Annotated in this window: 4 protein-coding genes; 3 read left to right on the plus strand and 1 reads right to left on the minus strand. The window is 69.1% G+C overall.

Annotated features, from left to right (window positions below; translation table 11 throughout):
- Nucleotides 1-32 precede the first annotated feature (32 nt).
- Nucleotides 33-818 (plus strand): thioredoxin fold domain-containing protein, encoded by a 786-nt coding sequence (locus RCF13_RS15355; RefSeq protein ID WP_061480614.1) that lies wholly within the window; start codon nucleotides 33-35, stop codon nucleotides 816-818.
- A 121-nt stretch (nucleotides 819-939) separates the two neighbouring features.
- Here RCF13_RS15355 and RCF13_RS15360 read toward each other — a convergent pair whose 3' ends face one another.
- Nucleotides 940-3,039: a glycosyl hydrolase family 18 protein gene (locus tag RCF13_RS15360; protein ID WP_061480615.1), complete on the minus strand. Its 2,100-nt coding sequence runs from the start codon at nucleotides 3,037-3,039 to the stop codon at nucleotides 940-942.
- Nucleotides 3,040-3,943: 904 nt separating this feature from the next.
- Between RCF13_RS15360 and purL the strand changes: the two genes are divergently transcribed.
- Together purL and RCF13_RS15370 are read left to right on the plus strand one after the other, a co-directional pair.
- Nucleotides 3,944-7,828 carry a phosphoribosylformylglycinamidine synthase gene (gene purL, locus RCF13_RS15365; RefSeq protein ID WP_308141319.1) on the plus strand — a complete coding sequence of 1,295 codons (3,885 nt, stop codon included), beginning with the start codon at nucleotides 3,944-3,946 and terminating at the stop codon, nucleotides 7,826-7,828.
- A gap of 439 nt (nucleotides 7,829-8,267) precedes the next feature.
- Nucleotides 8,268-16,175 (plus strand): ESPR-type extended signal peptide-containing protein, encoded by a 7,908-nt coding sequence (locus RCF13_RS15370; RefSeq protein WP_308141320.1) that lies wholly within the window; start codon nucleotides 8,268-8,270, stop codon nucleotides 16,173-16,175.
- Nucleotides 16,176-16,208 lie beyond the last annotated feature (33 nt).

Below are 16,208 nucleotides of genomic sequence, written 5' to 3' on the forward strand. Positions count from 1 at the left end.
ATCCGGGGTCTTCTTCTGTCGCGGACCGCTCCATGCTCCGATTTGCCATCGCCGCCGTGTTCGGTGCGCTCAGCCTGACCGCCTGCGCCCAGCCGGCTCCACCGGCCGCCAAGGCACCCGCCGCCGCTGCGGCCAAGGCCAGTCCGGCTGCGAATGCGCCCGCCGACCAGGCGGTACGCGCCGCACTGGCCGCGTTGAACCCCGGTTTCCAGGTGGACTACATTGGCGCCGCGCCGTTCCCCGGCTTCCGCGAGGTCGTCGTTTCAGGCCAGCTTCTGTATGTGTCCGATGACGGCCGCTATCTGTTCCAGTCTCAGCCCTACGACACCCGCGCCAAGGGCCCGGCCAACAGCGAAGGCCTGCTCGGCTATCGCCGCGGCCTGCTGGCCAAGGCCAACCACGGCGATCGCATCGTGTTCGCCGCGCCGAACGCCAAGTACACCATCAGCGTGTTCACCGACATCGAGTGCGGTTACTGCCGCAAGCTGCACCAGGACATCGCCGAGCTCAACCGCAACGGCATCACCGTCGAGTACCTGGCGTTCCCGCGCATGGGCCTGGGCAGCAAGGACTACACCGACATGATTTCGGTCTGGTGTGCAGCGGATCGTCGCCAGGCGCTGACCAACGCCAAGCGCGGCGGCAACGTTCCCGCCAGGAACTGCACCAATCCGGTGGCGATGCAGTACGCGCTGGGCCAGCAGCTGGGCGTGAACGGCACGCCGGCGATTTTCGCGCCGGACGGTACCCAGCTGGGCGGTTACCTGCCGCCGGCGCAGCTGCGCGCGGCGCTGGAAAAGCTGTCGGCCAAGCGCTGATCGCCGTTGACCTTTTCCTGTAGAGCCGAGCCCATGCTCGGCTGCGCAACCATCAGCCGAGCATGGGCTCGGCGCTACAGATCAGAGGCCGGGGGCGCAAAATGCGCCCCCGGCTTTTCCCTTATTTCAGGCCATCACTGACCGCCTTGGTCAGCGTGCCCTGCGCATCGTCACCGCTGAACTCCCAGACGAACGCGCCGCCCAGGCCCTGGGTCTTCACGTAACCCATCTTGCGGGTGATGTTGGCCGGGGTGTCGAAGCTCCACAGCGTGCTGCCGTTGTAGATCCAGGTGGCACCGGCGGTGTTGTCGGTGTAGCCCGGCCACGCCAGGTTCTTCAGCACCTTCCAGTCCTCGATGCCGGCTTCATACGTGCCCGGGGCGGCACCGGTGGCGGTCTGGTACAGGCCGTTGTTGGCATTGGCCACGCCGGTCCAGCCACGCCCGTAGTAGCCGATGCCCAGGTTGAGCTTGGCGGCGGGCACGCCACGGCTGATGAAGGCCTCGATGGCGTCGTTGCTGTTGTACAGCTTCTGGTCGCCGGTGGACGGATCATTCGGCGAATCGAACAGTGCCGACTGGTGATTGGTCCTCGCATCCCACGCGCCGTGGAAGTCGTAGGTCATCACGTTGATGTAGTCCAGGTACGGGTGGTACGCCGCCGGATCGGTGACGCGGATCTTGTCGATGCCGGCACCCACCGCCACCGTCAGCAACAGGCCCGGACGCACCGCATCGAGCTGGCGGCGGAACTCGGCCATCAGCGCGGTGAAGTTGGCGTTGTCTTCCGGCTTGCCGCATTCGATGCCGCAGGCCACCGGGTACTCCCAGTCGATGTCGATGCCGTCGAACACGCCCAGCGCCGCACCGGCGCCGCCCGCACCGTCGGTCACCGGCAGGTTGCCCTTGATGTAGGCGTCGATGCACGAGGCAACGAAGGCCTGGCGGTTTTCCGGGCGCGCCGCGCTGGAGAAGCCGCGCGACCAGGTCCAGCCACCCAGCGAGATCAGTACCTTCAGGTTCGGGTACTTGGCCTTGAGCTGCTTGAGCTGGTTCCAGTTGCCGCGCAGCGGCTGGTCCCAGGTATCGGCGCTGCCGCTGACACTCTCGGCGGCACTGAAGGCCTTGGTGTAGTCGGCGAAGGCATCGCCACCGGCACCGCTGTTCGGGTCCGACGGCTGGGTGATGCCGACTTCGCAGCGGTTGTTGCGCACGTTGCCGAACGCGTAATTGATGTGGGTCAGGCGCGCGGCCGAGCCGCTGCTGTCGATGTTCTTGACCCGGTAGTTGCGGCCGTAGATGCCCCACTGGGTGAAGTAACCGATGACCCGCTTGCCGGTGGTGCCGCCGTCACCGGCCAGCGTGGTGGCGCTGATCTCGGTGCCCTGCGCCGACGCGTTGCCGGCATTGTCGCGCGCCCGCACGCGGTAACGGTAGGTGGTCGATGCGGTCAGCCCGCCATCGACGTAGCTGGCACTGGACGGCGAACCGACCAGGCTGCCGTTGCGGTACACGTCATAGCCGGCCAGGCCACTGCCGCCGGTGTTGTCGGTGGACGGGCTCCAGCTGAGCGCGATGCTGTTGGCGGTGCGCGTACCGGCCGCCAACCCGCCGGGTACGCTCGGTGCGGTGGTGTCGCCGCTGGCGGCGTTGACGGTGATGGTGATCGTCGCCGTGCTGGCGGTGGCATTGTTGTTGTCAGTGGCCACCGCGCGCAGGGTATGGCTGCCGGCGCTGGCGTTGGTCCAGCTGGCTGCATACGGCGCACTGGTGGCCACGCCGAGCGTGCTGCCGTCGCGGAAGAATTCGACCTTGGCGACACTGCCGTCCGGATCGCTGGCGGTGGCGGTCACGTTGACCGTGCTGCCGGCGCTGAAGGTGGCGCCGTTGGCCGGCGAGGTCAGGCTGACCACCGGCGGCTGGTTGGTGCCGCTGCCATCGCAGGCACCGAGGTTGGTGTAGTAGGGCGCACCGGCCGGATGGTCCGGCGGCGCGTTCCAGATGTCCTGGTTCGCCCGATAGAGGACGCCTCCTTTCTGCAGGGTATCTCCGGCCCGGTAGATCTTGGCCTGGTCCCACTGGGCCACGCCGGCACAGCTGGCGGCCTGGGCCAGGCCGGGCAGGGCGGCGCTGCCGGCGGCCAGGGCAAGCAGCCAGGCCAGGTGGCGGGGACGACAGCTTCGGGTCGAACGTTCGGCACTGCGCACAATCGGGTCGTACATGGGTGAGTCTCCGATCAAAGGGCGCGCGGGCCCCGATGGCGCCGCGCGTGACGCAGGTCCGGGCATCGCCCGGGAAGGCGACGGAGGGGCCGGACGGAGGCACCTGGGAGGCCGGGGAGAGAGTCCGGCACCAGGTGGGGACAACGTTGTCATCAATTGCGTGGTCAATCCGTGAGCAAGCGCATGGTTCGAGGATTTGGGCGGAAAGCGGCGCTGGCGCGCGGTCGGCGGCCAGCGGCGGGGCCCCTCGTGGCTGGGACTTGCTGCGAACAGCGGATTTCCGGGGATTGGCCGGGCGGGTGGGCTGCGCAGGGGACGCCGTGAATACGTCCCTGTAGGCTCGGGCGCGCCATCCATGGCGCTTACGCCCCTGCGCAGCCCACCCGCCCGGCCACGGACAGATTCCTGCGCGGCCAGCCACGGAAGACAGAACAAGAAATCAAAGGCAGAAGCCGGTCGCTTCGCTCTCCAATACCTGACTTCTGAGATTTTCCTGGTTGTCGGCCAGCGGCCGGCACTACCGGGGAGCATCCACGCATGGCGTGGATCTACCGCAGATCGCGGAAATCTGTCGGGGGCGGGGTGGTGGGGGCCAGCAGGACCGTTGGCGCCATGGATGGCGCCATCGAGCCCCCATGGGTGAGGGCGCTTTGTTTGCGAAGCACTGCTTCGCAAGCGCCCGAACGCCCAGCCGCCAGCGGCTGGGCCGGACCGCGGAGCGGGGTTTACGGCGTGTCCTGCTGGCCCCCACCCCCCCGCCATCCCACGGGAACCCCGCTTTTGCTTGGGCCGTTGCCGTTGCTTCGGCCCTGGCCTCGGCGGGTGCCGGGCGCCGCCCGGCCAAAGCCATCCCCCTGCTTCCGGTACAATGTCGGGCCCGTTTCCCAACTACGGTTCCCCGGACATGATGGTCCTCGAGGGCGCGCCCGCCCTGTCGCCGTTCCGCCGCGAACGTCTTGAATCCCGCCTGCAGTCCATCGCTCCCTCCCTGCGCATCAGCGGTGCCTGGCACGTCTACTTCGTGCAGCCCGAAGGCAGCGCCGCCCCCGACCTGACCACGCTGTGCCGCATCCTCGAAGCGGCGCCGCAGGCCGAAGCCGTGGCCGACGGCGCGGTCAGCCGCATCGTGGTGCCGCGCCTGGGCACGCTGTCGCCCTGGTCGAGCAAGGCCACCGAACTGGTCCGCGGTGCCGGCCAGCCGGTCAGCCGGGTCGAGCGTGGCCTGCGTATCGATGTGCAGGGCTGGCCGGCTGATGCCGCCGTGCAGCAGGCGCTGGTCAAGGCGCTGCACGACCCGATGACGCAGTCGGTGCTGGAGACCGTGGAGCAGGGCCAGGCGCTGTTCTCGGCGCCGGCCCGTGGCGAGCTGGAACGCGTGCCGGTGGACCAGCTGGAGGCCGCCAACCAGCGCCTCGGCCTGGCCATGGCCCAGGACGAGATCGACTACCTGCGTGAACGCTTCACCGCGCTGGGCCGCTCGCCGTCGGACGTGGAACTGATGATGTTCGCGCAGGCCAATTCCGAGCACTGCCGCCACAAGATCTTCAACGCCAGCTGGACCATCGATGGCCAGGAACAGGACCGCTCGCTGTTCCGGATGATCAAGAACACCCACCAGCAGACCCCGCAGCACACGCTCAGCGCGTACAGCGACAACGCTGCAGTGATCGAAGGCCATCCGGCGTCGCGCTACCGTCCCGATCCGGCCAGTGGCGAATACCGCCGCGAAGCGCAGGTGCCCAGTGCCTTCCAGATCAAGGTGGAAACCCACAACCACCCGACCGCGATCGCACCGTTCCCGGGCGCTTCGACCGGCGCGGGTGGCGAGATCCGCGACGAAGGCGCGACCGGCCGTGGCGGCAAGCCGAAGGCGGGCCTGACCGGCTTCTCGGTCTCGCACCTGCGCATTCCGGAATTGCCGCAGCCGTGGGAGGCGCCGCGCGCGCTGAACCCGCGCATGGCACCGGCGCTGGAAATCATGACCGACGGCCCGCTCGGCGGCGCCGCGTTCAACAACGAGTTCGGCCGCCCGAACCTGCTCGGCTACTTCCGCAGCTTCGAGCTGCCGGAAGGCGCCGACCTGGTGCGCGCCTACGACAAGCCGATCATGCTGGCCGGTGGCCTCGGCGCGATCGATCGCGTGCAGGTCGACAAGATCCCGCTGCAGGCCGGTGATGCGGTGATCGTGCTGGGTGGCCCGGCGATGCTGATCGGCCTGGGCGGCGGTGCGGCCAGTTCGGTGGCCTCCGGTGAAAGCGCCGAGGACCTGGACTTCGCCAGCGTGCAGCGCGACAACCCGGAAATGGAGCGCCGCTGCCAGGAGGTCATCGACCGCTGCGTGGCGATGGGCGCCAACAACCCGATCAAGTTCTTCCACGACGTCGGCGCCGGTGGCCTGTCCAACGCCATCCCCGAACTGCTGCACGACTCGAACGTCGGTGGTGTCATCGACCTGGGCAAGGTGCCCACCGATGATCCGTCGCTGTCACCGATGCAGCTGTGGTGCAACGAGTCGCAGGAACGCTACGTGCTGGGCGTGGCCCAGGAGCGCCTGGCCGAGTTCGCCGCGCTGTGCGCCCGCGAACGCTGCCCCTTCGCGGCCGTCGGCGTGGCCACCGCTGAAGAGCATCTGGTGGTGGCTTACGGCGCCGTGCCGGGCCACACCCCGGCTGATGCACCGATCGACCTGCCGATGGACGTGCTGTTCGGCAAGCCGCCGAAGATGCACCGCGATACCGCGCACCCGCCGGCACCGCGCTGGCCGGCGCTGAAGACCGGTGGCCTGGACCTGCAGGAAGCCGGCCTGCGCGTGCTCGCGCACCCGACCGTCGCTTCGAAGAACTTCCTGGTCACCATTGGTGACCGCAGCGTCGGCGGCCTGACCGCGCGCGAACAGATGGTCGGCCCGTGGCAGCTGCCGGTGGCCGACGTGGCGATCACCCTGGCCGACTTCGACGGCGTAGCCGGTGAGGCGATGTCGATCGGCGAGCGCACCCCGCTGGCCCTGCTCGATGCCGCTGCTTCGGCACGCATGGCGGTGGGCGAAGCGCTGACCAACCTGTGCGCGGCCCCGGTCGATGCGCTGGATGAGATCAAGCTGTCGGCGAACTGGATGGCCGCGGCCGGTCACCCGGGCGAAGACGCGCTGCTGTACGACGCGGTGAAGGCGGTGGGCATGGAACTCTGCCCGCAGCTGGACATCAGCATCCCGGTGGGCAAGGACTCGCTGTCGATGCAGGCGCAGTGGCACGACCAGGGCGAAGCGCACAAGAGCGTGTCGCCGGTGTCGCTGGTGATCTCGGCGTTCGCGCCGGTCGCCGACGTGCGCCAGCAGCTGACCCCGCTGCTCGACCGGGAGGTGGACAGCGAGCTGTGGCTGATCGGCCTCGGTGCTGGCAAGCAGCGCCTGGGCGGTTCGATCCTGGCCCAGGTGCATGCCGACCACGGCGATCTGCCGGCCTTCGCCGGCGCCGCCCCGGACCTGGACGATCCGCAGCGCCTGCGGGGTTTCTTCGAACTGATCCGCGATGCACGCCAGTCCGGCCTGCTGCTGGCCTACCACGACCGCAGCGACGGTGGTGCCTTCGCCGCGCTGTGCGAAATGGCGTTTACCTCGCGCCTGGGCCTGGACATCACCCTCGATGCCTGGGGCGATGATCCGTTCCGCAGCCTGTTCAACGAAGAACTGGGCGCGGTGGTGCAGATCGCGCGCGAAGACCGTGCCGCGTTTGCCGACCTGGTTGAACGCCATGCATTGACCGAATGCGCGCAGCGCATCGCCAAGCCAACCACCGCACCGGTGGTGCGCGTGTCGCTGGGCGGCGAGAACCTGGCCGAGTGGCGCTGGGAGGCCTTGTTCGACGCCTGGTGGTCGGTCACCCACGCGATGCAGAAGCGCCGCGACAACCCGGCCAACGCCGATGCCGAGCGCGAGGTCGCGCGTGCCTTCAACGCACCGGGCCTGAAGCCGAAGCTCAGCTTCGACCTCAACGAAGACGTGGCCGCACCGTTCATCAGCACCGGAGCGCGTCCGCGCGTGGCGGTGCTGCGCGAGCAGGGCGTCAACGGCCAGATCGAAATGGCCAATGCCTTCGAACGCGCCGGCTTCCGCGCCTTCGACGTGCACATGAGCGACCTGATTGAAGGCCGCGTGGCCCTGCAGGATTTCACCGGCCTGGTGGCCTGTGGTGGCTTCAGCTATGGCGACGTGCTCGGTGCCGGCCGTGGCTGGGCCACCTCGATCCTGGAGCGCAGCGCACTGCGTGATGCCTTCGCCGCGTTCTTCGCGCGCGAAGACAGCTTCGCGCTGGGCGTATGCAACGGCTGCCAGATGATGAGCCAGCTGAAGAACATCATTCCGGGTGCCGAGCACTGGCCGCAGTTCCGCCGCAATGCCAGCGAGCAGTTCGAAGCCCGTACCGCGCTGCTGGAAGTGGTGGAATCGCCGTCGATCCTGCTGCGTGGCATGGCCGGCTCGCGCCTGCCGGTGGCGGTGGCGCATGGTGAGGGCCAGGCCGTGTTCGACAATGCCGTCGACCAGGCTGCTGCACGTGTCTCGCTGCGCTACATCGATGGCAATGGCAAGGTGGCCAGCCAGTACCCGCTGAACCCGAACGGTTCGCCGGACGGCATCACCGGCCTGACCAGCAGCGACGGCCGCGTCACCATCATGATGCCGCACCCGGAACGTACCCCGCGCGCGCTCAACCTGAGCTGGGCACCGGCGGAATGGCAGGGTGATTCGCCGTGGATGCGCATGTTCCGCAACGCGCGGGTGTGGTGCGGCTGATCGCATCGTTCCGCGCAGGCCGCAATGCCACCGCGTATGGAAAAACCCGCCGCTTCGTCGGCGGGTTTTTCTTTGCACGCGTGAAACCCTTGTCGCGCCCGCTAGTTACATCGGTTTTCATGCGCCAGCGGTCCGTCACGTGTACCTAACAAAATACTTTTATAAACACGCGAAATTGTGAAATGCTTCACGGCAATAGCATTTGTCGTGTCAAAGTCTTGACGATCTGCAAAGTTGCCGTTAACACTTGAACCCCGTTTCAGAACCATTCATTCCGCAGTAACCGCTCGGCGTACGCGCTCGGTTTTCTGTCGCTGCGCGCCGTTCGGCAATACCCCGCAGTAAATCACGCGAAAAAACGCCCCCAGGGGACGTTGGGCCAGAAGGCCCGGCGGTGGCGTTGCTTTGCCCAAAACCAGTCCAATCAGGAGCCGTACCGATGAATCGGATTTATCGCAAGGTCTGGAACAAAGCATTGGGTCAGTTGGTGGTGGCCTCGGAACTGGCCTCCTCCGACAGCAGCGGTGGTGTTGTCGACCAGCGCCGCGATACGACATCGGCCACGCCCGCGCTGTTGGCGGTGGCACTGGGCCTGGTATTGGGATTGGGCATGAGCGGTTCCGCCATTGCGCAGTCGGTGCAGATCGGCGGCAGCGCCACCTGCGTGGCATTCAGCGGCAAGCTGCTGGAAAAATGCCTGGTGGAAGGCTCCGCCAGTGCCAAGGGCAGCAACGCGGTGGCGATCGGCAGCAACAGCAGCGCCACTGCCGCCAACAGCGTGGCGTTGGGCGCTGGCTCCAAAGCAGCGCGGGCCAACACCGTGTCCGTTGGCGATGCCGGCAAGGAACGGCAGATCACCAACGTGGCTGCAGGCACCCAGGCCACCGATGCGGTGAACAAGTCACAGCTGGATGCGCAGGCGCGCGCCACGCAGGCCGCGCTGGCGGACGTCGCCGCAGATGGAAGCCGCTATTTCAAGGCCGATGGCGCAGGTGATGACAGCGACGCGGCGAAGATCGACGGGCAGGGCGCGGTTGCAGCGGGCGCCGGTGCGCAGTCGTTGGCCAATGCCACCACCGCCATCGGTACCCAGGCGATTGCCGCCGGCCTGGGCGCCAGCGCGTTCGGCCAGGGCGCATTGGCAATCGGTGACGCCAGCGTGGTGGTCGGGCAGAGTGCTGCCGCGTTCGGTCTTGGTGACACCGCCGTCGGCGCCAGTGCCTATGCCGCAAGCGAGAATGGCGCGGCCACCGCCCTGGGCGCGCTGTCCGAAGCCACTGCCGATGGCGCCACTGCCGTGGGTGGCGGTGCCGTGGCGATGGGCCCGGGCAGTACCGCACTGGGCCGCGGCGCCACCGCCGCCAATGAAGCATCGATCGCGGTGGGTGCGTTCAGCACCGCCGTGGGTGAGTACAGCGCCGCGCTGGGGTCAAACTCGGCGGCGGTTGCCACCGGCAGCGTGGCGCTCGGCGCCGGCTCGCTGGCCGACCGTGTCGACACCGTGTCGGTCGGCGCCGCCGAATATGGCCTGACCCGGCAGATCACCAGCGTCGCGGCGGGTACTGAAGATACCGACGCGGTCAATGTCGGCCAGTTGAAGGACGTGGCTGCCGTGGCCGATGCCACCGCCAAGCACTTCCAGGCCACGGGCAGCCGCAACAGCGATGCGGGCGCGCTGGCCGAAGGTGACGAGGCACTGGCGGCCGGCGAGGCGGCCAACGCCATCGGCAATGGCACCACCGCCGTGGGTGCCGGTGCCACGGCCGTTGCGCAGAACGCCACCGCCGTCGGCAACAACGCGCTGGCGTCGGGCCAGAACAGCGCCGCGTTCGGCAACAACGCACAGGCGAACGGCCCGGGCAGCGTCGCCGTCGGTGGTGCTGCGGTGGATGCCGATGGCAATCCGCTGATCACCAGTGGTGGCGTGCCGGTCGAAACCGGCGCCACCAGCGCAGGCGTCGGTGGCACTGCAGTCGGTGCCAGTGCCGAAGCCAGTGGATTTGCGGCGTCGTCCTACGGCGTTGGCGCGTATGCCGCCGGTGCGCAGTCGTCCGCATTCGGTGCGGTCGCCAATGCCATCGGTGACTACTCCACCGCACTGGGTACGCAGAGCACCGCCACCGGTACCAGCAGCGTCGCCATCGGTGGCCCGGCCGACCTGATTCCGGGCCTGGGCTTCTTCGTGCAGACCCAGGCCAGCGGCGAAGCGGCGACGGCCGTCGGCGCCGGTGCCATCGCCAGCGGTGATCGTGCGGTGGCCAACGGCAGCCTGACCGAAGCGTCCGGTGCGGAATCCACCGCCGTCGGCTACTTCGCCTATGCCCCGGGTGAGAATGCCAGCGCGCTCGGTGCGCAGACCTGGGCCAGCGGCGCGCAGAGTACCGCCGTCGGTTATTACGCTACCGCACGCGGTGCCAACAGCGTTGCACTGGGTGCGAATTCCGAGGCCGTCCGTGCCAACAGCGTAGCGGTCGGCAGCGCCGGCAACGAACGGCAGATCACCAGCGTTGCCGCGGGCAGTGAAGCCACCGATGCGGTCAATCTGGCCCAGTTGAAGGGCGTCGCTGCCGTGGCTGATGCCACCGCCAAGCACTTCCAGGCCACCGGCAGCAGCAACAGCGAGGCCGGTGCGCTGGCCGAAGGCGAAGACGCGCTGGCCGCCGGCGAGGCGGCCAACGCGATCGGCAATGGCAGCAGTGCACTGGGAGCGGGCGCCGTTGCCATCGCGCAGAGCGCCACTGCCGTCGGCAGCAATGCGCTGGCTTCGGGGCAGGGCAGCGCGGCCTTCGGCGCGGCGGCCACCGCCAGTGGCAGCAACGCCACCGCCCTGGGAACGCAGAGCAGCGCCACCGGCGCCGGCAGCGTCGCCATCGGTGGCCCGGCCGACATCGTGCCGGGCATGGGCCTGTATGTGCAGACGCGGGCCAGCGGTGTGTCCTCCACCGCGGTAGGCGGCGGTGCGGTCGCCAGTGGTGACCGCTCGTTGGCCAACGGCAGCTTCACCGAAGCGGTGGGCGCGGAATCCACCGCGCTGGGTTACTTCGCTTATGCCGCAGGCGACAACGCCAGTGCACTGGGCGCGCAGACCTGGGCCATCGGCAAGGACAGCACGGCCATCGGTTACTACGCCACCGCTGGCGCCGAAAACAGTGTCGCGCTGGGCGCCTATTCGGGCTCCAATCGGGCCAATACGGTGGCCGTGGGCACCAATGGCAATGAACGCCAGATCGTCAGCGTGGCCGCGGGTACGCAGGCGACGGATGCAGTGAACAAGGCGCAGCTGGACGCTGTGGCAAGCACCGCCGACGGCACCGCGCGCTTCTTCCAGGCACAGCCCGAAGCGGGCAGTGATGCCGGTGCGTTCGCCGAGGGCGAAGGCGCGGTCGCGGCCGGTTCGTCGAGCAATGCGATTGGCGCCGGCGCGGTTGCACATGGCGCTGCCGCGTCGGCGATCGGTGATGACAGCGTGGCGGTGGGTCGCAACAGCAGCGCCACCGGCAACGGCGGTGTTGCCATCGGTGGCCTCGGGCAGGCCTACGATGAGTACAACCAGCCGATCATCGGCGCCGACGGCAAGGCGCAGCAGGTGGGCACCACGGCGGCCGCCGATGCCACGGCGGTCGGCAGCGGTGCACAGGCCACCGGGGCTGCCAGCAGCGCGTTCGGCAATGCCGCCAAGGCCAGTGGCGACAACAGCTTCGCGGCAGGCGGCAAGTCGCGCGCCACCGGCAGCTATGCGGTCGCGGTCGGTGACAGCGCCTTCGCCAGCAGCGATGACAGCACCGCTGTCGGTGGTTACAGCTGGGCGACGGCCAGTGGCGCAGCAGCGTTCGGTTCGGGTGCGTGGGCCACCGCCACCAATGCCTCGGCATTCGGCAACGCGGCCTGGGCCAGTGGCAGTGGCGCAACCTCCATCGGTTACAACAGCTGGGCCAATGGTGCCAGCTCCACCGCCGTCGGTCGCGGCGCATTCGGTTATGGCGACAACAGCGTGGCACTGGGCTTCCAGGCGCTGGGCAACAGCCTCAACAGCATTGCCATCGGCACCAACACGGTGGCCGGCGGTGAAAGTGCGATTGCGTTGGGCGCCGGCAGCAACGCCAGCGCCAGCAATGCTGTCGCGCTCGGTGCCGGTTCGGTTGCCAGCCGTGCACGCACGGTGTCGGTGGGCAGCAGCGGCAACGAGCGGCAGATCACCAACGTCGCTGCCGGTACCCAAGCCACGGACGCGGTGAACAAGGCACAGCTGGATGCGGTCGCGAGTACCGCCACCACCACCAGCCGCTTCTTCCAGGCCAGTGGCAGCGGCGACGACGTAGCCGGTGCGCTGGTGGAAGGTGACAACGCGCTGGCCGCCGGTGATGCGGCCAACGCCATCGGCAACGGCGCCACCGCGCTCGGCAGTGGTGCCAACGCGCTGGCCAACAACGCGCAGGCGATCGGTTTCAACGCGCTGGCCAGCGCCGCCAACGCCAGCGCTGTCGGTGCCAACGCCCAGGCGACCGGTGAGTACGCCACCGCGCAGGGTGCGGAAAGCGAAGCCAGCGGCGAGCAGAGCGCGGCGTTCGGTGCCGCCAGCATCGCCAGTGGTGCCGGCAGTACCGCCAACGGTGTGTTGTCCGAAGCCTCCGGCGAGGAAGCCGTGGCGGTGGGCTACTTCAGCAACGCCAGCGGTAGCGGCTCCACCGCGGTCGGCAGCGAGAGCGTCGCCAGCGGCACCGCGTCGGCAGCGTTCGGCATCGGCGCAGAAGCGACCGGTGGCTACAGCACCGCCATCGGTGGCTATGCGCAGGCCTCGGCGTTCAATGCCACCGCCTTCGGCAACTTCGCCAATGCCTCCGGTTCCAACAGCGTGGCGCTGGGCGGCGACTCCGAGGCGTCGGGTGCCTACAGCACCGCCACCGGCCAGGGCAGCCTGGCCACCGGCACCAACAGCGTCGCCGTCGGCGGTTCGCTGTTCGGCGTGCTGGCCACCGAAGCATCGGGCAATTACTCCACCGCCGTCGGTGGTGGCGCCTGGTCCGGTGGCATCAACAGCACCGCACTGGGCAACGCCGCCGAATCGCGCGCGGCCAACAGCGTGGCGCTGGGCGCCGATTCGATCGCGGACCGCGACAACACCGTGTCGGTGGGGGGTGGTGGCAATACCCGCCAGATCACCAACGTGGCCGCTGGCACGCAGGGCACTGATGCGGTCAACAAGAACCAGCTCGACGCAGTAGCGGCTGCAGCGGAAAAGACCAGCAGGCAGTTCCAGGCCAGTGGCAACACCGATGGTGAAACCGGCGCCCTGGTCGAGGGCGACAACGCGCTGGCGGCCGGTGATGCGGCCAACGCCATCGGCAACGGTGCCACCGCACTCGGCAGCGGCGCCAATGCACTGGCGGCCAACGCCACGGCGGTCGGCATCGATGCGCTGGCCACCGGCAACAACGCCGCAGCACTGGGCAGTACCGCACAGGCCACCGGCGAAGACAGCCTTGCGCTCGGTACCGGCGCCAGTGCCAGCGAGCTGGGTGCCAGCGCCGCGGGTGCGCGTGCACAGGCCAGTGGTGCGTACAGCACCGCGACCGGCACCGAATCCAACGCCAGCGGCACGCAGGCACTGGCCAGTGGCTTCCGCAGTGCCGCCTCCGCCGATGGCACCACCGCGGTCGGTGGCTATGCTGAAGCCAGCGGTCGCCTCGGGACCGCGTTGGGCTACGGCTCGGCGGCCAGCGGTGCCAACACCACGGCAGTGGGCTTCGGCGCCGCCGCGGCCGGCAGCGGTGCCGTTGCGGTCGGCCAGTCCAGCGAAGCCAGTGGCGCTGAGAGCGTGGCCATCGGTGGCAGCACCTTCTTCGGCCTGATCCCGTCGCGCGCCAGCGGCACCGGCGCGGCGGCCTTCGGTGCCGGCGCCTGGGCGACCGAAGATTACGCCACCGCGATCGGCTGGAATTCGTGGGCGGATGCGGCAGATGCCACGGCACTGGGCGCCAGTGCCACCGCCAGTGGGTTGAACAGCGTGGCGCTGGGCGCCGGCTCCAAGGCCGAGCGCGACAATACCGTGGCCGTGGGCACCGCGGGCGGTGAGCGCCAGGTGACGCATGTGGCGGCGGGCACCGAGGCGACCGACGCGGTGAACAAGGGCCAGCTGGACGCGGTTGCCAGCGTTGCCGACAGGACTGCCCGGCAGTTCCAGGCCAGCGGCAACGCCGATGGCGAAGCCGGTGCCCTGGTCGACGGCGACAACGCACTGGCCGCCGGCAACGCGGCCAACGCCGTCGGCAACGGCGCCACCGCGCTGGGCAGCGGAGCCAACGCCATGGCCGTCAACGCCACGGCGGTAGGCTTCGATGCCCTGGCGACCGGCAGCAACGCGGCGGCACTGGGCAACAACGCGCAGGCCAGTGGTGTCGATAGCGTGGCGGTGGGCAGCGGTGCCAGCGCCAGCGAACTCGGTGCCAGCGCCAGCGGCGCCGGTGCCCAGGCCAAGGGTGCCTACAGCACCGCCAGTGGTGCGCAGGCCACGGCCAGCGGCACGCAGTCGCAGGCCAGCGGCTTCCGCGCCAACGCCTCGGCTGACGGTGCCTCCGCGCTGGGCAGCTATGCCGAAGCCAGTGGCCGGCTTGGTACGGCGGTCGGCTACGGCAGCAAGGCCACCGGTGCGAATGCCACCGCGGTGGGTGTCAGCGCCAATGCGTCGGCGGCCGGCAGCATCGCACTGGGTGCCGGCTCGGTGGCTGATCGTGCCAATACCGTGTCAGTGGGCAGCAGCACCAGTGATCGTCAGATCACCCGTGTCGCCGCCGGTACCGAGCGCACCGACGCAGTCAATCGCGGCCAGCTCGATGCGGTCGCGGCGACCGCCGATGGCACCGCACGCTACGTCAAGGCCACTGGTGCGGGTACCGCCAGTGCCAGCGGCAGCGATGCCGCTGCGGTCGGTTCGGCCGCCACTGCCAGTGGTGCACGCAGCAATGCGCTGGGTGCCAACGCCATGGCCATCGGCAACGGTGCGCTTGCGCTGGGCAACAGTGCCGGCGCATCCGGTGCGAACTCGGTGGCGCTGGGTGCGGGCTCGCGTGCGCTCGATGCCAACGTGGTGTCGGTCGGCGGCGGCAATGGCACCGACGGCCCGGCCACGCGGCGCATCGTCAATGTGGCCGACGGCCGCATCGCTGCCGGCAGCACCGATGCGGTCACCGGGTCACAGCTCAACGTCACCAACCAGCGCGTGGGCGCAGTGGAAACCCGCGTCGGTGATTTCGATTCGCGCATCGCGACGGTCGAGACCACGGCGGCCAGTGCAGTCGGCTATGACGACGCCAGCCGTGATCGCCTGACCCTGTCCGGCTTCCAGGGCACCACCATCGACAACGTCGGTGCCGGCAGCATCGCCGCCGGCAGCCGCCAGGCGATCAATGGCGGGCAGTTGTTCCAGTCGCTCAGTGATGCCGCCAGCTTCCTCGGCGGTGGCGCCAGCGTCGGCATGCAGGGTGTGTTCGTGGCGCCGAACTACGTGATCCAGGGCGCGACGTACAGCAACGTCGGCGATGCGCTCGGTGCGCTGGACCGCAAGGTCAGCGAGATCGATCGCCGCACCGCCGGAGGCACGCGTTCGGGAACGGCCAGCCTGCGTTCGATGAGTGCCTCGCTGGATGAAAGCGCACTGGCCAGCGTCGCCGACGCACCGGCCACCGCCGACGCGGCACCGGCCAGCACCGCACGCGTGCAGGGCACGCCGACGGCTGCCGCCGCCGGTGCCGGGATTCCGGTTGGCACCCCGGCCACGGGCTTCAACGCCGTCGCCATGGGTGAAGGCGCAGTGGCCAGTGGCGCCTCGTCCACCGCCATCGGGCAGGGCGCCAGTGCCACGGCTGCCAACGCGGTGGCTTTGGGCCAGGGCTCGGTTGCCGATCGTGCCAACACCGTGTCGGTCGGTAGCGAAGGCAACGAACGCCAGGTCACCCACGTCGCCGCCGGCACCACCGCCACCGACGCCGTCAACAAGGGCCAGCTGGATCGTGGCATGGCCACCGCCAACAGCTACACCGACAGCCGTGTCCAGGCCGTCGCCGACAGCTTCGATGTGTTCAAGGGCGAGATCGACGGGCGCCTGCGCCACATGGATCGTCGCATCGACCGCCAGGGTGCGATGAGTGCGGCGATGCTCAACATGGCCACCAGTGCCGCCGGTATCCGCACCCAGAACCGGGTCGGCGTCGGCATCGGTTTCCAGGGCGGCGAGTCGGCGTTGTCGCTGGGCTATCAGCGTGCGATCAGCGATCGCGCCACGGTCACCTTCGGCGGTGCCTTCAGCAGCGACGACAGCTCGGTTGGCGTCGGTGCCGGCTTCGGCTGGTAAGCCAAACCACTGCGCCGGCGGCCACCCACGCCG

The organism is Stenotrophomonas maltophilia group sp. RNC7, from assembly GCF_030910085.1.
Taxonomy (GTDB): domain Bacteria; phylum Pseudomonadota; class Gammaproteobacteria; order Xanthomonadales; family Xanthomonadaceae; genus Stenotrophomonas; species Stenotrophomonas sepilia.